Raw genomic sequence first — 17,564 nt, forward strand, 5'->3', positions numbered from 1 at the left:
GCACGACCACCGCACACTGTTCGCAATAGGTGCGGCGTTCGGCCTCCGTACAGTGTTCAAGCGGGGCTATGCTGTGCTGATCGGCGAGTCGTAGACGCGAGGAGGCAGCGGATGACGAGCACCGGCTCGACGGAGATCACCTCGGTGTGGACCAGGCCCGCGCGGGAACGGCGCGACCAACCCACGCTGAGCCGCGACCAGATCGTCGCCGAGGCCATCGCCCTGCTCGACGCCGAAGGCTTCGACGCATTGAGCATGCGCAAGCTCGGCGCCCGCCTCGGCGCGGGCGCGACCTCGCTGTACACCCATGTGGCGAACAAGGACGAACTGCTCGAACTCGTCGTCGACCAGGTCATCGGCGAGACGCCGACGCCGGCGCCCGATCCCGAACGCTGGCGCGCGGTGATGCACGAACAGGCGAATGGATTGCGCGCGACGATCCTGGCGCACCCATGGATCACCGTGGTGCTGAGCAGCGCGGCGCTGACCTACCTCGGGCCCAACATGATGCGGCTGACCGACTCGATGGTCGCCATCGTCGAAGCAGGCGGCTTCGACGACGAGGTAGTCGATATCGCGACCAACGCCGTATTCCAGTTCATTGTCGGCTCGTGCGGCAACGAGGCCGCGATGATGATGACGGTCGCGCGCAGCGGCCTGTCGACACAGCAGTGGGTGGACCAGGTGATGGCGGCGAGCGAGGCCGCCTCACAGCAGTATCCGCGCCTGCACCGGCGCTATGTCGAGCAGCGTCCGCAGGTGGTCGAGGAAGCGGCCAACGGCGTGATCAGCCGATTCACCCACGCCATCGACCTGATCCTGGACGGCGCGGAAACCCGCCACGCCCGATAGCAGCGCAGGCGAGGTCGACGCGGGTAGCGTTCGATTCGATCGCCGTGCCGCTGACGCTAGGGGTTGATGCGTGCAGTTCACCGAGGTTGTCGAGACCGCAGGCCAGGGGCTGGACGCGGCGGGTGTCGCGGCCATCGTCATCGGCGGGTTGGTCGGCACGATCCGGTTCCTGCGGCAGTTGGCCGCGCACCAGGAGTTCGATCTCGCCTATCGCACCTACCGGCGCGGGCTCGGCCGGGCGATCCTGCTCGGACTGGAATTCCTGGTCGCGGCCGACATCATCCGCACGGTCGCGATCTCACCGACATTCACCAGCGTCGGCGTGCTCGCGCTGATCGTGCTGGTACGGACGTTCCTCAGCTACTCGCTGGAACTCGAATTGACCGGGCAGTGGCCGTGGCAGCGGACGAAATCTACCGACTGACGTTCGAGCGGTAGTACAGGTACCCGGCGGGGGCGAGGACACCGCAGGCGAGCAGCAGCAGGGTGCGACCGTCGCTGCCGAGCATGATGTCGCCGCCGGGCCCGCGTGAGGCGCACACCAGGAATCCGAAGACCCACACCACAATCGGGGCGAAGGTGAAGCCGACCCGATCGGTCACCGATTCCATGCCATAGACCAGGGCGATGTTGATCGGTGCGGCCAGCAGGGCCACCACCGGAAAGGCCAGTGAGCCGATATACAGGGGCAGGAACAGCACTTCGACGGCCAAGGTGATCAGCGCGGCGACGAACAGCAGCACGACGATGAGTCCTGAGATCAGCGGATCCGGCAGACCGGGAAGGCGCGAGGACCGCAGCACGGCGGTGGGCTGATCGTGATCGGTCACCATGGGCGTGAGTCTATTCGGCCGAGCCCACCGGCAGCCGCACCGAGTTGATCGCCCGCGATCGGCTATTCAATCGAGACCGGCGAACAGGTCGTGCTCGAACCCGTCGGCACCCACCTGCCCACGCTTGCCGCGCACCAAGGTGAAGTGTTCCTCCGGCAGCACCGGCAGTGCGATGTTGTTCGACAGCGCGAATTCCCGGCCACTCGGCGCGACGGTGACCTGGGTGGCGTGCGCGCGCATGGCGGCTCGCTTGGCCGAGACCACATCGGAGACGTCGACCACGGTGGTCACCCCGCTCGTGGACATGAAGGCCAGTTCGGCCTCGATCGGCAGACGCCAGCCCGCGGGCAGCGCGCCCGGCAGTTCGTCGACGGTGCGGCGAGCCAGCGCGGCGGTGTGCTGGCGCAGCAGGTCGCCATCGGTGACGGTCCAGTAGAACTTCGGGACATCCCAGCCCTGTTCCGCGGCCGCCGCGACGGCCGCGGTGGTGATCTCGTGCGCGCGAATGTGGTCGGGATGGCCGTAACCGCCGCGCGGGTCGTAGGTGACGACCACTCGGGGCCGTAGTTCGAGGATCACCGCGACGAGCTCGTCGACGGCGGCGTCACCGGAATTCACGAAGGCGCGTGGATTCGCGGCCGACGGCGTGCCCGCCATACCGGAATCGCGCCACCGGCCGGGGCCGCCGAGGAACCACGGCTCGCCCACGTCCAGGGCCGACAACGCGGCGGTGAGTTCGGCGATGCGGTAACCGCCGAGCTGGTCGGCTTCGGCGGCGATCAGGCGCGACCACCGTTCGCCGATGACCTCGCCCTCCTCGCCGAGCGTGCAGGTCACCACGGTCACCGGGATGCCACGGCGGCGATAATGCGCGATTGTGCCGCCCGTAGTGAGGGTTTCGTCGTCAGGATGCGCGTGGACGAGGAGCAGTCCGCCGGTATCGGTCACGGGATCCTCCGCCACTGCGCCGTATCGCCGAAGATGCCGACCTGGATGGCACCCGAGAGCGACACACCGTCGACGCGCGGACCGGCCGCCGCGACGACGTTGTCCTGCACGATCGGCAACACAGTCGCCAGTTCCCACAGCCGCGGCTCGGCTTCGGCCAGGATCCGCGGCACCTCGAACCCACGCAGGGCTTCATCGATCGACGGCTGGATGGTCGGGTCGCACACCCCGCCGATGTTGCTCGGCGCCTGGCGATAAGCCTCGGCCGCGGCCAGTACCGGACCTTCGGCACCGGCCGGTGCGACCGGCGCGCAGCCGTAGCGCGAGGCCAGCGCGGTGGCCGGGTCGCCGCCTGCCATCTCCCAGCCGACGATGGCGTCGATCGAGGATTCGATCAGGTCCTTGCCGTACAGCTCGTCGGCGGCCAAGCCGCGAACACTGGCATCGATTCCGGCACTGCGCAATTGGTCGGCGGCGGTGTTGGCGACAGCCAGCGCGGTCGCGTCCTCGGTGACGGCGCCGATCCGCACCGACAGCCCCTTACCGTTGCGTGCCACCGAGCGCGGACGCGGCGCGGGCGAGGTGGGCGAGCCGGTCTGCGGCGTCTCCGGTGCGCGGCCGTAACCGGCCTCGGCCAGCAATGCGAACGCTTCGTCGGCGGTCATCCGCGGCGGCGCGGTCGGCACATAGCTGGGGCTCGACGGCGAAAGCACTTGTGCGCGTGCCGGTTCCACCCAGCCGCCGGTCTGCGCGCCGACGGTTGCCAACAGGGCGGGGTCGAGCAGCGCGAGCACCGCCTTGCGGACCCTGGCATCGGCGAGGTCGCCGGAACGGCCGTTGAGCGCGAGTTGTAGTTCCCGGGCCTGCGGCATGATCGTGGTCCGCACCGACGGGATCGCGGCCAGTTGCGCCTGCGTCGCCACGCCGCCGTGTACGAGCGCCATCTGGGCGTCGCCGGTGCGCAGCGATTCGGCCAGCTGCGAGGGCGTGCCACCACGACGGAACTGGATCTGATCGGGTGAGGCGGGCGTGCCCCAGAAGCGGTCGTTGCGTTCGAGCAGGATCTCGTCGCGTCCGCGATCGACCGATTTGATGGTGAAACTGCCGCCCGAGACCGGGATCTTGTCGACCAGGCCGCTGGTGAACCCACCCGGCGAATCCTTCACCAGATGCGAGGGCAACAGGTTCGAGAACAGTTCACGCCAGGCGGGGTAGGGCTGGGTCATGGTGACCGTGACCGTTTTGCCGCCACCCGAGGACGCCACATCCGAGATGAGCCGGTAGCCGGCCGGATCGACCACACCGGGCTGGCTGATCATCTGCTGCCAGAGGAACCGGAAGTCCTCGGCCGCGATCGGGGCGCCATCGGACCAGTTGGCCTGGTTGCGCAGGGTGTAGGTGATGGTGAAGGGCTCCTGCGCCGTCACATCGGCCGACACGATCAGCGAGGAATCCGGCACCCAGTCGACCAGGCCGGGATGCACGGGGCTCGGCGCGGCGCGGAACGGACTCGGCAGCACCATCGAACTCACCGCACTGGTCACCGGCGACTGATCCGAGCGCAGATGCGGATTGAAACCGATCCCGATGTCGTCGATCGCGACGACCACAGTGTTCTTGCCCGGCTTGGCCTGGGTGGTCTTGGGAGAATCGGAAGACTCGATCGGTGGTGGCGGATTCGCCGTGCAACCGGCCACGACCGCCGTCGAGGCAATCATCGCCAGCACCATCGCCCGCCACCCTGCGCGCCGCCCCGAACTCACTCTGCGCACTCTACCGCGTCAATTCGCGGCTGGCGCCGCTGGGTTGGGCCCTCGTAACCTCGGTCTTCCCTCCCTCCGGGTACTCCTTCGTCGCACCCTCTACTCAGTCCAGACCGAGGCGGGCCAACCCCCGCTGGGCGCTGACAAACGCGAAGTGGGGCGGTGCCGTAGCACCGCCCCACTTTTCGTCTACGCCTTAGTTCGCGGCGGCCTTGTCACGGGCCTTGCGACGCGACAGGTCGCGGGCCCGCTCGTTGGCGCCGAGCACCAGCTTGCGCACGCGAACCACCTCGGGGGTGACCTCGACGCACTCGTCTTCGGTGCAGAACTCCATCGCCAGCTCGAGGTCGAGCTGCAACGGCTTGGCCATGGTCTCGAAGGTGTCCGCGTTGGCGCTGCGCATGTTGGTCAGCTTCTTCTCGCGGGTCACGTTGATATCGAGATCCTCGGCACGCGGGTTGATGCCGACGACCATGCCCTCGTAGGTGTCGGCACCCGGCTCGACGAAGAACTGACCACGGTCGGCCAGCTGGATCATCGCGAACGGGGTGACGCTGCCCGCGCGGTCGGACACCAGCGAACCGGTGTGGCGAGCGCGGATCTCACCGGCCCACGGCGCGTAACCGTGGGAGACGGCGTTGGCGATGCCGGTGCCGCGGGTCTCGGTGAGGAACACGGTGCGGAAGCCGATCAGGCCACGCGACGGGACGATGAACTCCATGCGCACCCAACCGGCGGCGTGGTTGCTCATCTGCACCATCTTGCCCTTGCGGGCGGCCAGCAGCTGGGTGATCGCGCCCAGGTACTCATCGGGGCAGTCGATGGTCAGCTCTTCGAACGGCTCGTGGGTCTTGCCGTCGACCTGCTTGGTAACCACCTGCGGCTTGCCGACGGTCAGCTCGAAGCCTTCGCGACGCATCTGCTCGACCAGGATGGCCAGCGCCAGCTCACCACGACCCTGCACCTCCCAGGCGTCGGGACGGCCGATGTCGAGCACGCGCAGCGACACGTTACCGATGAGCTCGGAATCCAGGCGCGACTTGAGCATGCGGGCGGTGAGCTTGTGGCCCTGCACCCGGCCGACCAGCGGCGAGGTGTTGGTGCCGATGACCACCGAGATGGCGGGCTCGTCGACGGTGATGCGCGGCAGCGCGACCGGGTTCTCCGGATCGGCGAGGGTGTCGCCGATCATGATGTCGGGGATACCGGCGATGGCGACGATGTCGCCGGCCTCGGCGACCTCGCCGGGCTGACGCTCGACACCGATCGTCTGCAGCAGCTCGGTGATCTTGACCGTCTTGGCGCCGTCGGCGTTGATCCAGGTGACGTTCTGACCCTTGCGCAGCTCGCCCGCGTAGATGCGGACCAGGGCCAGACGGCCGAGGAACGCCGACGCGTCGAGGTTGGTGACGTGGGCCTGCAGCGGCGCGTCCTTGTTGCTCTTCGGTGCCGGGATGTAGTCCATCAGCACCTCGAACAGGGCGTCGAGGTTCTCGGCGTCGGGAGCGGAACCGTTTTCCGGCTGCTCCTTGGACGCCTTGCCCTCACGGCCCGAGGCGTAGAGGACCGGCAGGTCCAGCGCCAGCTCGGCGGCTTCGGCGGCCTCGTCGTCGAGGTCGGAGGCCAGGTCGAGCAGCAAGTCGTGCGACTCGGAGACGACCTCGGCGATGCGAGCGTCGGGGCGGTCGGTCTTGTTGACGACCAGGATGACCGGCAGCTTGGCCGCGAGGGCCTTGCGCAGCACGAAGCGGGTCTGGGGCAGCGGGCCCTCGGACGCGTCGACGAGCAGCACGACACCGTCGACCATGGACAGGCCGCGCTCGACCTCGCCACCGAAGTCGGCGTGGCCGGGGGTATCGATCACATTGATGACGGTGAGCGAACCGTCGGCATTATGGCGATGAACCGCGGTGTTCTTTGCGAGAATGGTGATGCCCTTCTCGCGCTCCAGATCACCGGAGTCCATGACTCGGTCGACCAGTTCGGCTCGCTCAGCGAACGCGCCCGACTGACGAAGCATGGCGTCCACCAGCGTCGTCTTGCCGTGGTCGACGTGGGCCACGATGGCGACGTTGCGAAAATCGCGTGAAGACGACACGCCTGGATCCTCCTGCTGTTGGGGTATTTGGCGCGCATTCATCTGGCATCGCGGCCTGTTACATCCTACCGGTACTCCAGTGGCAGTCTCGTGTCAGGCTTTGTACTTAGGCTACGCTAACTCCCATGGGCAAGGTGAAGGCAAAGAAGGTCTCGAGCCTGAAGCCGAAGAAAAAGTGCTGCAGGAAGAAGACGCGCTGCTTCAAATGCCCCGTCGTCATCATGCGAATGAAGAAGGCCGAGGCCGCCGGAACGTGCGGTAAAGATCTCAAAAAGGCCTTGAAGTCGGCGCGCGCGAAGTGAGTGAGGCGTACAACCGAAGTATGGGTACTTCGTTGCTCTCCGCTCCCGAACTCACCATCGCGCTGGCTACCCTGCCGGAGTGGTCGCGCGACGGTGACGCGATCACCCGCACGGTGCAGGCACCGAGCTTCCTCGCCGGAATCGAGACGGTGCGCAAGGTCGCCACGGCGGCCGAGGCGGCCGATCATCATCCCGATATCGATATCCGTTGGCGCACACTGCGTTTCACGCTGAGTACGCATTCGGCGGGCGGGCTGACCTCGCTCGATACGGCGATGGCGCACACCATCGACGACATCGTCGGCTGAGCCTCAGCCAGCGGGCACCTCGGCCGTGCGACGGCCGGGGAGTTGCGCGCGCAGGGTGTCGCGGCCGTGCCAGATCAGCCAGCCGAACAGGACGAACACGCCGATCACATCGACCGCGCCGAGCCAGGCCAGCGGCCACGGGCGCGGGATGGTCCAGATCGTCGGCTGCGCGAACGAGAGCACCCACGGCACGCCGACCAGCATCGTCAACACCCAGAACCCGGCGATGATCCGCGCGACCCGCTCGGCCCGCAGCGGGCCGTAGAGCAGCCACAGCGCGGTCGGGATCAGCCATACCCAGTGGTGCGACCAGGAGATCGGCGAGATCATCAGCCCGAACAGCTGCACCAGCACCAGGGTGCCGAGCCGGTCGTCGGAGTCGAGGGTGCGCCACGCGCACAACGCCAGCACGGCCGTGACCGCGACCGCGGCGAGCCACCACGGCCCCGACTGCACGTCGTGACCGAGGATGCGGCTCAGCGCACCGCGCAGCGACTGGTTCCACACCGAGCCCACCGGGCCGATCCGGTCGGCATCGCCGAGCAAGGTGCCGAAATAGCGCTTCGCCTCGTGGGCATTGATGAGAAAGCTCACAGCGACGGTCAGCCCGAAGGCCGCCGCCGACCACAGCACCGTCGCCCAGCGCCGCCGCGCCACGAAATACAGGCCGGTGATGGCCGGGGTCAGCTTGATCCCGGCGATCACGCCGACGAGGGTGCCCGAGATCCACCAGCGCGCACTGCGCACGGCCAGCATCGCGCCGAGCACCAGGAACACATTGACCTGGCCGTAGTCGATCGTGGTTCGCACCGGCTCGAGCCACACGCCGAGCGCGGTCCAGCCGACGGCCGCGGTGATCCACGGCGTCCGCTTGGCCTTCTCCGCGCCGAGCAGCAGTTCGAAGCTGATCCGGATCACGCCGTAGAGGGCGGCGACCGTGGCCAGCATCCAGCCGACCGCCACGAGGGTGAACGGCAGATAGTGCAGCGGGAAGAACACGAGCGCGGCGAAGGGGGGATAGGTGAACGGCAGCGGGAAGTCCGGCGTCACCTCCGAGTAGGTGAAGTCGTAGAGCCGATCGGTGAGCAGCGCGGCCGAGCCGTCCACGTAGACGTGCAGATCGACCACATTGAGCCCGTTCGGGGCGAAGAGCATCCAGGCCAGCCGGGCGAGCACGGACAGTCCGAGCAGCGCGAGAGCCCATCGGAGGTGTCTGTTCAAGGCCAGGCTTTCGGTCGGATGGGAGGCGTCGCGCGCCATTTCGCGGTGCTCCGCTACTTTAACCAGGCGCCGACCGGTCCCCCGCGACCACCGGCCACGACGACACCATGGGTAACATTTACATCAACATCCCCAGGTGTAACAGCATGCGGGACTAACGTCGATGAACATGGTTTCGGCTGGTGCGCCGCGTTGGGCCCGGCGGCTGTACAACACGGCGGCGTTGTCCTTAGAGTGACCCCCGACATGCTGGGCTCGACAACCCTCGCCCATCGCTCCATCGAGGTAAGGACGGCTGGACAAGTGCTTCGTAGCCGAGGATCGCGGATCGTAACGACCGCTCTCGCCCTTGCGGCAGGCGCCATGCTGGCTGCGCCGGCATCGACCGTCGCCGCGCCCGCGCCCGCCCCGCAGGCGGCGCCGATCAGTGTCCCGATGGTGCCCGAAGGCGTCCCGGTCGACGCGCTAGCCGCCTTCGCCCCCGCGGTGGCCGGACTGGTCGCGGGCCCGGCCGACATCGCCAGCCCGCAGACCGCCCTGCTCGATCAGGCGCGCGTACTGCTGGCCACGCTGAACCTGCCGCCCGCCATCAAGGCCACCCTCGAGCGGATCATCACCTTCCTCGACGGCAGCGGCGGCGGCGGTCCCGAACTCCCGCAGGACGGCCCGGCCATCGCGCAGTTCCTCTACCCGACGATCGGCAAGGGCTGCATCGGCGACGGCGCCGATTCGGTCGGCACCGCGCTCGCGGTCGCCGGTCCGGCGCAGCTGCCCCCGCCCGGCCCCGCCGCCGGGCAGGCCGGTTTCGTGTTCACCGCACTCGGCACCAAGGCGCCGACCGGCGAGCAGAACCCGCCGATGACGGTGCAGTGGCTCAACCTCGACACCCGCCAGTCCGCGATCCAGACGCTGACCGACGAGGCCAAGATCAACCCCGGTGGTCCGGCCACCCTGTCGGCCGTCGCGAACACCGGTCACGGCCGCGTCGTCGCGGTGATCTCGGGTTCGCTCACCACCGCCGCCGAGGGCGCCGCACCGCGCACCTGCACGTTCTTGCCGACCCTGGGCTTCTTCACCGTCTGAGCACGACGCACACTGAGCCCGATTCGTTCCTCGAGAACGGATCGGGCTCAGTTATTTTCGGCTGTTCCCGCGGGCATCGCGATGTGGTAAACCGAGACGATGGCGACCACGCATGGTTCTTCCCGGAACGTTCGGTCGATTCGGAGCAGCCGGTCGATCCTGTCTTATCGGTCCGAAGGGTCGATCCTGTCGATCGGATCGGCCTATTCGGTGCTGTCCATCGGCAGTGTCGGGTCGGTGCTGTCCGTCGGGTCGATCGGGTCGTTCGGGTCGGCGATCTCGTCGCTGTCGTTCGCCAGTATCGGGTCGGCGCTGTCGGGTCTGTCGCGGTGGTCGCTGATGTCGTGGCGCGGGGTGCTCGCCGAACCCGAGATGAGGCCCGCGCTGCGCGTGATGCCCGACGACGAGCCAGATATTCGCTGCGGAGCGACCTGCCACTGCCAGACCTAGTTCACCACTGGCCGTAGTCCTCGGCCAGTACCCGGTTCAGGTCGACGCCGATGCCGTCGATCGCGCGCTTGTCGATCTCGAATTGGTGCAGGTGCGCGGAGCCGTGCACGAAACCTCGCTCGGTACCCCAGTTGTGTTGCCAGAACCAGGAACCGAGGCCCGCGTCGAGTGCGCGGTCGATGGTCGGCGCGTTGGCGTAGATGCCGACGAGTTCGGGTCCGAGCACCGACTGCCAGCCCTCGATATAGGGCGCGATCATCTCGTCGAACTCCTCGACCGAAGGGTTGTCGTCGATGGAGGCGTAGATCGGCGCGGTGTCGGGTCCGCCCGCGGCGACATGGATGGCCCAGCCGCGCTCGGCGTGTTCCTTGCCCGCTTCGAGGCCCCCGCGCCAGTCGGCCGTCGGGCCCTTGCCGAACTGGTAGTTCGACACGATCGACAGACCGTTGGCCCACAGGTCTTCGACCTCGGCGGCCAACAGCGGTTTACCCGCCATCCACTCCGCGCCCGGCCTGCGCTCGGAGACGTAGCGGATGACGCCGATGTGGCCTTCGGAGGCGATCGACGCGGCGGAGGGAACCCCCGCGGCGTAGTCGACCATGGTGCCGAAGGATTGGGCGCGGGCGGGCGCGGCGGCGAGGCCGGCCCCGATCGTGGCCGCGGCGGCGGCGAAGCCGAAGAACTTCCGCCTGGTCACCGGAACAGAACGCATCGCAGGACTCCTTCGCGCAACCCGACCTTCAACCGGCAAGCGAACCCGGCGCGCCTTCCCCGAAAATCGCGCGCCGGGAGTCTAGAACGTGCGATTCATTGCACCACAACCCCAGGGGAACCGCCAGAACCAACGGCAACATTCGCCCCACGAGTCACAGACTCAGGTCGCGCCGTCGATCGCCGCGCCCACGTCGATGGTGCGACCGGTCGGATCGGCCAACTCGGTGCTGACCACCGCGACAACCTGCCCGACGATCTGCCGCTTGATCCCGGCCAGCCGGGCCAGGGTCGCCGCGCGCAGGCCCTTCGCGCTGAATTCCATCGAGATGTCCTCGATCGCGGGTGGCGGCACCTCGATCACGATCTGCAACGGCTCGGCGGCCCTGGCCGTGAGGACCAGCGGAATCTCCAGGTCGGCGCGGTAGTGGTTGGCTTTGAGCACGTCGACGGTGATGTCGAGCCCGACCGGCAATGTCATGTCGAAGATCCGCGGGTCACCCGGCGCGCCGAGGCCGCGATCGACCACGCGCGGCTGCTCGATCGCGCCGCGCACGGTCACCGTGGCCGCGCCGCGCGGACCCTCGGCCAGCGGTCCGATCTCGATCGCACTGCCCGCCAGCTGGCCGACCACACCGTGCACGCGATCCCTGGTGACGATGGTGGTGAAGAAGCGCAGACCGAATTCGCGGTAGTCGATCCACTCGAAGACGGTGTCGTTGCGGTGCGGCGAGCGGTAGCCGTCCAGGATCGCCTCGATATCGAAGACCCGCTCCGAGCGAACCTTCGGATCGCCGACGATGGCGTTGACCCGGTTGGCGACCTCGCGCTGCACCAGGCCCGCGATCGGGTCGAGCAGCATCTCCCACGCACTGTCGATGGCCTCGGCGCGCAGCGTGAAGCTGACATCCTTGGCCATCACCGGTGCGACATCGATCACGACCAGCAGCGGCGCGGCGGTGCGGGCATGCAGCGTGAGCCCGATCTCCACCACGGCGGCCAGGCGCAGTTTGCGTCCACCGAGGACGAGGTTCACGGCCAGGGTCAGCGGGATCCGCACGCCGAAGCTCAGCGCGTCGCCGGGCGTGCGGGTGACCACGGGGGTTCCGAGCGTGCCCTCGGCGACGAAACCGGCCAGTCCGGCGGGCCCGAGGGAGAACGGCCCGATCTTCACGCCACGCCCGGTCATCCCCGACACCGCGGCGGTGATGCGCTCCTCGGTCACCGCGTAGGTGACGAACCGTTCACCGAAATCGGCGTACTCGATCCACATCGGGTCACGACGTGGCTTCTCGCCCACCTTCACACGCACATCGAACACGGTACGTGACGACCGCGAACCCCCTGCTGGTGGCACAACTCCCCCGTCCTGCCGATGAGGGGGAAGCAGGACGGAGGAGCCGGCAACGGCGCTGCCGGGCGCCGCGACATCCATCGTACGGGTATCGGCGTGGTACCGCCGTCCAGGATCACCGCAGTTGTCTTGAGCGCCAATCGATTTCAGAATCTTCCATAACCGACCAGATCGGCGGTCTCAGCCGGTGTGATCGTGCGAACCCGAACCCCGCCCATCTCGTTGCCGCCGATGGTGGTGATCGTGTCGCCCTCGGCCTTCAACACGATGTTGGTGTGCTGACCGAGCGGGCTGTCGGGCCCGTAGAGCACCACGTCGCCGGTGCGCGGCCGGTAGCCGACGTCGGGTCGGGTGAAGCGGCCCACCTGCTGGTAGTACTCCTGCAGCGTGTAGACGCCGGGAATGCGCCAGGAACCGGAGTTCGGGTTGGCCAGCGGCCTGCCCGCCTCGCGCATCGTCCAGCTGACGAAGTCGGCGCACCAGGCCTCCTGAACACCCTCGGCGTACTTCGGGCCGTCACCGGGCTGCTCGTGCTCGCGGCGCAAGACGTCGACGAGCACGATCTGCTGTTCGTCGAGGTGTTCGCTGTCGAGTGCGGGGAACTGATCGCCCCAATCGTGCTGCCACCACACCAGCCCGACGGCCACCACTGTCGCCGCCGCCAGCAGCCCGGAGATTCCGGCGATCCAGGACGTGCGTCGTCCAGGTCGTTCGGCTTGAATCTGCGTCATCGCCCCCCACTCTCGTTCATCCTTCTGACCTATTGGACGAATCACGAGCGCTTTCGGTTCCCGATCACGAGTGTTTTCCGAAGCGGACGGGGCGAGGACCGGATGGACCCCTGCGCCACCCGGGTTTTCAGCCCGGCAATCGCTCTCGGCGCGCACAACCGAGCGCGCGCCGTCCCCTCCGGCGATAATTCGTCCGCGCAGAGGTGGAATCGAACACTATCCGCTCCGGAACACACTGGCCCGACCAGCACTGAACCGAAAATCGGCCGGTGCGCGTTGGTCGAACAACCACGCGCTGTCCCGCCCGGCTGTGATGAGTTTTGCGAAACCTTTACCCTCGGTCAAGCTGGGCGACTGTCCCAATTTGTACCGGCAACCGAAAAGAGGAACACCACGTGGAAGACCCGCACGCGCCGATTGCGCGGCATCTGCGTGAACGCCGCGAATCGTCGGGACTGACCAGGGCGGCGCTGAGCGAGGCGGCAGGCATCTCGCCCGCGCTCATCCAGAAGATCGAACAGGGCACGCGCGTACCGACTTTGGAGGCGCTGACCGCGCTGTTCGACGCGCTGGACGTGCCCGACGTGTTCCGCAACCACCTCGTCGCGCTGTCGCTGTCGCATCGCTACGACGAACCGGCGCCCACCCAGCTCAACGACCTGCCCGCGGCGGATCTGGTTCTGCTGCACAGCCTGCCCCACCCAGCCAGCGTCCAGGTGTACCCGACCTTCGATGTGCTCGCCGTGAACGCGGCGTGGGAGCGGTTCTTTCCCGGGCTGGTCCCCGGCACCACCTTGCTCGAATGGATGCTGCTCGACCCGATCTCCCGCACGGTGGTCATCGAGTGGGCCAAGCAGATCCATCTGAGTGTCTACGGGTTCCGGGTGATGAGCCCGGGCGTGGTGCCGCAGCAGCGGATCGACGAGCTCGTCGCGGCGTGCTCGGCAGCACCGGAGTGGGAGCACCTGTGGACTACCGAGCCGCAACAACCGCACGACATCGACAGCCCGGTCCTGACGCTGCGCGATCCCGGCACCGGGGCGCCGACCCTCATGTCCATGCTCAATTTCGAGTTCGCGCACCCGCGCCGGGAGTGGTCGCTGATCACGTTCTGCCCGGCGACCGAGGAGATCTAGTTCTTGTCGGCCTTGCCCAGCGGAATGCAGGCGGTCAGCACGATCGCGGCCACCGCACCGGCCATCGCGATGAAGAAGGCGGTGTGGAAACCCTCTCGCGACGGCAGCACGTGCGGGCCGAGGTTGATCGTCATGTGCGCGAGCACCACACCCATCACGGCCGCCGACGTCGAGGTGCCGATGGAACGCATCAGCGAGTTGAGGCCGTTGGCGGCGCCGGTCTCGCTCAGCGGCACCGCACCCATGATCAGCGCGGGCATGGCCGCGTATGCCAGGCCGACACCGCCCGCGACGATGACCGCCGACAGCACGATCTGCCACACGGTGTCCATCATGACGACCGCGCACAGGTAGCCGAGCGCGATCACCGCCGAGCCGAGCGCCAGCGTGAACTTCGGCCCCTTCTTCGCCGACAGCCGCGCCGAGACCGGGGACAGCAGCATCATCACCAGACCGGTCGGCGCCATCGCCAGGCCCGCGACCACCATCGACAGCCCGAAACCGTAGCCGGTTTCCTCGGGCGCCATCAGCAACTGCGGGAAGGTCAGGGACATGCCGTAGAGCGAGAAGCCGACCGCGATCGAGGCCATATTGGTGAACAGCACGCGCGGGCGAGCCGACACGCGCAGGTCGACCAGTGGCGAGGACCGGCGCAGTTCATAGGCGCCCCAGCCGAGGAAACTCACCAGCGACAGACCGAACAGCGCGAGGATCGAGCCACTCGCCCAGCCCCAGTCGGCGCCCTTGGTGATGCCGATCAGCAAGGTGAGCAGGGCGATCGACAACCCGACCGCACCACCGAAATCGAAGCGCGACGGCGTGCGCACCGGCGACTCCGGCACGAACACCAACACCAGCACCGCGCACAGCACGCCGAGCCCGGCCGCGGTCCAGAACAGCACGTGCCAGTTCGCGTTCTGCGCGATCAGCGCCGAGAACGGCAGGCCGATGGCACCGCCGACACCGAGGGTCGCACTCATCACGGCCATCGCGCCGCCGACCTTCTCGGGCCGTAGTTCGTCGCGCATGATGCTGATCCCCAGCGGGATCGCGCCCACCGCGACGCCCTGCAGCGACCGGCCGATCACCTCGGGCAGCAGCGAGTTCGCGAGCGCGCAGACCACCGAGCCGACGATCATGAAGCCGAGATTGATGACGAGGATGCGCCGTTTGCCGAACATGTCGCCGAGTCGTCCGGCGATCGGCGTCGAGACCGCACCCGCCAGCAGGGTGGCGGTGACCACCCAGGAGGCATTGGACGCCGAGGTGTTCAGCAGGGTCGGCAGCGACGGAATGATCGGGATGACCAGCGTCTGCATGAGCGAGACGACGATGCCGACCGTGCTGAGCACCGCGATCAGCACGGCGGGGGCCGGGCGGCGGGTTTCGGGGGTGGCCGGGGAGACGTCGGCGGCAGTGACAGACACGAATATGGACGGTACACAGCATGTGCATAGTACACAATTTGGCTCCGGGGTGACCCACGCGACATAGTTGGCACATGTCCGATTCCGGCGCCGCCGACGACACCCCGTTCACCCGCCTGGTGTTCGAGCTGAACCTGATCTCGCGGTACTTCCCCACGACCACCCGCAGGCGCCCCGGTTTCCTGCTCGACCGTTCGGCGTTTCTCATCCTGACCCGGCTCGATCTCGGCGAACCGCTGAGCCTGCGCGAGCTGTCGGAGTCGTTCCAGCTCGACATCTCCACCATCAACCGGCAGGTCGGCGCGATGCTGAAACAGGAACTGGTGCAACGGGTGCCCGATCCGGACGGCGGCGTCGCGCGCAAGATCCAGACCACCGCCGACGGCAAGGCCGCGCTCGCGGCGGACCGGCGGCACCGCAGCAGCGACATCGGCAAGGTCGTCGCCGACTGGGACGATGGCGATGTCACCGAGCTCAGCAGGCTGATGCGCAAGTTCAATCGGTCGGTCGAACAGCTGGAGCAAAACCCGTGGCCCAGACCGCCGCACAGCGAAGGCTGATCGCGCTAGGCTGCGCGGCGTGGTCACTCACCGGTCTACCCGCCCGAGCTGGCTTTCCTGGGACAACTACTTCGTCGGCGTCGGCGGACTGGTCCTCGGTCTGTGCTTCGGCATCTGCGCCGCGCTGATCGCCGGGCCCGGACACAATCTCGCGGCGATCGTCCTCGTCGTGCTCGCCGTGGTCTGCGTCTTGCCCGCGCTGCTGCGCGCGCTCGGCGAACTCAGCGTGTGGGTGCGGCTGGCGATCCTGCTGATCGGCTTCGCGCTACTGCTTCCCGCGATTCTGCTCAGCGGCGAGGTGCGCGACTGGGCGGCCGAGCGCTGGGAAAAGACCTGGAACTAGATGTTGCGCATCGGGACAGACAGCAGCATGCGCAGGGTGTTGTGGATGAACTGCGCCGACTGCCACGTGAGGTAGGCACCGGCCGCCGTCGCCGGACCGACCGACGCCGAACCGGACGCCGAACCCGATGCCAGGTCCGCGGAGCCACTGGCCGAACCCGATGCCGAGCCCGAACCCGGAAGTGCCGCGGCGGTTCCCGCTGAACCGAGCAGTCCGACCAGCACCGCCGCTCCCACCACTGCTACTCGAACGGCATACGGCTTGGACGTTTCACGACCGGACAACATCAGATGGATCCCACTCTGTCGAAATATATTGCGAATGCCCAGTATTCACACCAGAACTCACCGCCAAACCGAATTCGCCCGGATTGCTCCGAATATCGGCCTGCGCGGTGAGTCCGTCGGTTTGCCCGACCCCGTGTCTATGGTGCGCCACAACCAGATCGGCGCACCAGACCACGATTGTCGGGGCATCCGCGTACTGACCGGCCGGTTCGCCGGTGAGGTAGGCAGTTCGCGGCTACGTTCTGTTCTCCGCGCGCTCGCGGGCCGCTTCCGCCAGGTCGGAGCCGCGTTCCCTGGCGACGTCTACCAGGTGCGATCCGCGGGTCCGGGCCGATTCGGCCAGCACAGGGCCCCGCTCCTTGGCGACTTCAGCGAAATGAGCGCCCTTGGTCCGCGCCACCTCGGCGACCTCTGGGCCGCGCTCCTTGGCGACCTCGACCAGGTGCGCACCGCGGTTGCGAATCGCCTCGGCCAGTTGGGGCGCGCGTTCCCTGGCGATCTCGGCCAGCTGCGAACCACGCTCGCTCGCGACCACCGCCAGATGTTCGCCCTGCCCATGGGCCACATCGGCGATCTGCGCGCCCCGAACCTTGGCCGCCGCCGCGAGAGCGGCGCCCTCGGCCGCGATGCGCGGTTCCTCGCGCGAGAACGCCTTGCGAGCCCGCCACCCCAGCGACGGCTTGCCCTCGGTGTCGGACGCCGCGATCATCAATCCGCCGAGCAGTCCGAGATCCTTCAGGAAGCCAACCCGCTTGGCCGCCTTGCGGTCGGGATCGTTCTCGGCCCAGAAGTCCTGCTCGGTGACGGTCCCCGGTACGACAGTCGCGGCGAGCACGAGCGCCGCGGGTCGCGGTGCCCGTCCGGTGGCCAGCAACAACCCACCGACGACCTGCGCCGCGGAGTTGATTCGCACGAATTGACTCGGATCGTCGGGCACCCGCGCGGCCAGCGCGTCGGGCAGACCGGTTCTGCCCTTCTCGGCCAGCGCGTTCGCGGCGTCGGCGCGGGGCTTCTGATTCATCAACCCGTTCACTCCGGCGGCCACGAATGTGGTCCCCAGCAGCGCGCGAGCAATGCGTCGAACAGGCTTGATCGGCATCGTCGATCCCTTCGTGTCTACGACTGGGAAAACGGCTCCCTACATTCGACTACCCGGG

The 17,564-nt window shown here is 67.8% G+C and carries 20 protein-coding genes; 9 read left to right on the forward strand and 11 right to left on the reverse strand.

Features of this window, described 5'->3' with window-relative positions; all coding sequences use genetic code 11:
- The first annotated feature begins 111 nt into the window (after nt 1-111).
- Nucleotides 112-852, forward strand: coding sequence for a TetR/AcrR family transcriptional regulator (locus tag ACFWO8_RS01640; protein WP_378940564.1), 741 nt, complete (start codon nt 112-114; stop codon nt 850-852).
- A gap of 70 nt (nt 853-922) precedes the next feature.
- Nucleotides 923-1,276 carry a DUF1622 domain-containing protein gene (locus ACFWO8_RS01645; protein ID WP_378940565.1) on the forward strand — a complete coding sequence of 118 codons (354 nt, stop codon included), beginning with the start codon at nt 923-925 and terminating at the stop codon, nt 1,274-1,276.
- Here ACFWO8_RS01645 and ACFWO8_RS01650 read toward each other — a convergent pair.
- From ACFWO8_RS01650 to typA, 4 genes are all read right to left on the reverse strand, one after another.
- Complete coding sequence (locus ACFWO8_RS01650) at nt 1,266-1,685, reverse strand: hypothetical protein (protein WP_378940566.1); 420 nt, start codon at nt 1,683-1,685, stop codon at nt 1,266-1,268. The genes ACFWO8_RS01645 and ACFWO8_RS01650 overlap by 11 nt on opposite strands.
- Nucleotides 1,686-1,751: 66 nt before the next feature.
- Nucleotides 1,752-2,633 carry an N-acetyl-1-D-myo-inositol-2-amino-2-deoxy-alpha-D-glucopyranoside deacetylase gene (gene mshB / locus ACFWO8_RS01655; RefSeq protein WP_378940567.1) on the reverse strand — a complete coding sequence of 294 codons (882 nt, stop codon included), beginning with the start codon at nt 2,631-2,633 and terminating at the stop codon, nt 1,752-1,754.
- The gene (locus ACFWO8_RS01660; protein WP_378943055.1) at nt 2,630-4,363 is read right to left on the reverse strand and encodes an ABC transporter family substrate-binding protein; all 1,734 of its coding nucleotides are present in this window, start codon (nt 4,361-4,363) and stop codon (nt 2,630-2,632) included. Before ACFWO8_RS01660 ends, mshB begins: the two co-directional genes overlap by 4 nt.
- A gap of 229 nt (nt 4,364-4,592) precedes the next feature.
- Nucleotides 4,593-6,494 (reverse strand): translational GTPase TypA, encoded by a 1,902-nt coding sequence (gene typA, locus ACFWO8_RS01665; protein WP_378940568.1) that lies wholly within the window; start codon nt 6,492-6,494, stop codon nt 4,593-4,595.
- 125 nt (nt 6,495-6,619) lie between these two features.
- Between typA and ACFWO8_RS01670 the strand changes: the two genes are divergently transcribed.
- Both ACFWO8_RS01670 and ACFWO8_RS01675 read left to right on the forward strand, forming a co-directional pair.
- Complete coding sequence (locus tag ACFWO8_RS01670) at nt 6,620-6,796, forward strand: hypothetical protein (RefSeq protein WP_378940569.1); 177 nt, start codon at nt 6,620-6,622, stop codon at nt 6,794-6,796.
- 20 nt (nt 6,797-6,816) lie between these two features.
- Nucleotides 6,817-7,104 (forward strand): 4a-hydroxytetrahydrobiopterin dehydratase, encoded by a 288-nt coding sequence (locus tag ACFWO8_RS01675; protein ID WP_378940570.1) that lies wholly within the window; start codon nt 6,817-6,819, stop codon nt 7,102-7,104.
- A 3-nt stretch (nt 7,105-7,107) separates the two neighbouring features.
- Here the strand turns inward: ACFWO8_RS01675 and ACFWO8_RS01680 are convergent, their stop codons facing one another.
- Entirely contained in the window at nt 7,108-8,364 is a 1,257-nt protein-coding gene (locus ACFWO8_RS01680; RefSeq protein ID WP_378940571.1) for a mannosyltransferase, read from the reverse strand.
- Between the two features lie 324 nt (nt 8,365-8,688).
- Between ACFWO8_RS01680 and ACFWO8_RS01685 the strand changes: the two genes are divergently transcribed.
- Both ACFWO8_RS01685 and ACFWO8_RS01690 read left to right on the forward strand, forming a co-directional pair.
- Complete coding sequence (locus tag ACFWO8_RS01685) at nt 8,689-9,408, forward strand: hypothetical protein (protein ID WP_378940572.1); 720 nt, start codon at nt 8,689-8,691, stop codon at nt 9,406-9,408.
- Nucleotides 9,409-9,507: 99 nt separating this feature from the next.
- On the forward strand, nt 9,508-9,858 hold the full coding sequence (locus ACFWO8_RS01690; RefSeq protein WP_378940573.1) for a hypothetical protein: 351 nt from the start codon (nt 9,508-9,510) through the stop codon (nt 9,856-9,858).
- Between the two features lies 1 nt (nt 9,859).
- Here ACFWO8_RS01690 and ACFWO8_RS01695 read toward each other — a convergent pair whose 3' ends face one another.
- From ACFWO8_RS01695 to ACFWO8_RS01705, 3 genes are all read right to left on the reverse strand, one after another.
- Nucleotides 9,860-10,570 carry a DUF1906 domain-containing protein gene (locus ACFWO8_RS01695; protein WP_378940574.1) on the reverse strand — a complete coding sequence of 237 codons (711 nt, stop codon included), beginning with the start codon at nt 10,568-10,570 and terminating at the stop codon, nt 9,860-9,862.
- Between the two features lie 162 nt (nt 10,571-10,732).
- The gene (locus tag ACFWO8_RS01700; RefSeq protein WP_378940575.1) at nt 10,733-11,881 is read right to left on the reverse strand and encodes a hypothetical protein; all 1,149 of its coding nucleotides are present in this window, start codon (nt 11,879-11,881) and stop codon (nt 10,733-10,735) included.
- 188 nt (nt 11,882-12,069) lie between these two features.
- Complete coding sequence (locus ACFWO8_RS01705; RefSeq protein ID WP_378940576.1) at nt 12,070-12,654, reverse strand: CHAP domain-containing protein; 585 nt, start codon at nt 12,652-12,654, stop codon at nt 12,070-12,072.
- 395 nt (nt 12,655-13,049) lie between these two features.
- Here ACFWO8_RS01705 and ACFWO8_RS01710 point away from each other — a divergent pair, with 395 nt between their 5' ends.
- Nucleotides 13,050-13,790, forward strand: a complete 741-nt coding sequence (locus tag ACFWO8_RS01710; protein WP_378940577.1) for a helix-turn-helix domain-containing protein — start codon at nt 13,050-13,052, stop codon at nt 13,788-13,790.
- Here ACFWO8_RS01710 and ACFWO8_RS01715 read toward each other — a convergent pair.
- Complete coding sequence (locus ACFWO8_RS01715; RefSeq protein WP_378943062.1) at nt 13,787-15,223, reverse strand: MFS transporter; 1,437 nt, start codon at nt 15,221-15,223, stop codon at nt 13,787-13,789. The genes ACFWO8_RS01710 and ACFWO8_RS01715 overlap by 4 nt on opposite strands.
- Before the next feature lie 68 nt (nt 15,224-15,291).
- Between ACFWO8_RS01715 and ACFWO8_RS01720 the strand changes: the two genes are divergently transcribed.
- On the forward strand, nt 15,292-15,777 hold the full coding sequence (locus ACFWO8_RS01720) for a MarR family winged helix-turn-helix transcriptional regulator (RefSeq protein WP_378940578.1): 486 nt from the start codon (nt 15,292-15,294) through the stop codon (nt 15,775-15,777).
- A gap of 19 nt (nt 15,778-15,796) precedes the next feature.
- Nucleotides 15,797-16,120 carry a hypothetical protein gene (locus tag ACFWO8_RS01725; RefSeq protein WP_378940579.1) on the forward strand — a complete coding sequence of 108 codons (324 nt, stop codon included), beginning with the start codon at nt 15,797-15,799 and terminating at the stop codon, nt 16,118-16,120.
- Here the strand turns inward: ACFWO8_RS01725 and ACFWO8_RS01730 are convergent.
- Together ACFWO8_RS01730 and ACFWO8_RS01735 are read right to left on the reverse strand one after the other, a co-directional pair.
- The gene (locus ACFWO8_RS01730) at nt 16,117-16,407 is read right to left on the reverse strand and encodes a hypothetical protein (RefSeq protein ID WP_378940580.1); all 291 of its coding nucleotides are present in this window, start codon (nt 16,405-16,407) and stop codon (nt 16,117-16,119) included. The two genes, ACFWO8_RS01725 and ACFWO8_RS01730, sit on opposite strands and share 4 nt — an antisense overlap.
- Before the next feature lie 235 nt (nt 16,408-16,642).
- Nucleotides 16,643-17,506, reverse strand: a complete 864-nt coding sequence (locus ACFWO8_RS01735; protein ID WP_378940581.1) for a DoxX family protein — start codon at nt 17,504-17,506, stop codon at nt 16,643-16,645.
- Nucleotides 17,507-17,564: the final 58 nt, after the last annotated feature.

It is taken from the genome of Nocardia sp. NPDC058480 (assembly GCF_042720495.1).
Classification (GTDB): Bacteria; Actinomycetota; Actinomycetes; order Mycobacteriales; family Mycobacteriaceae; genus Nocardia.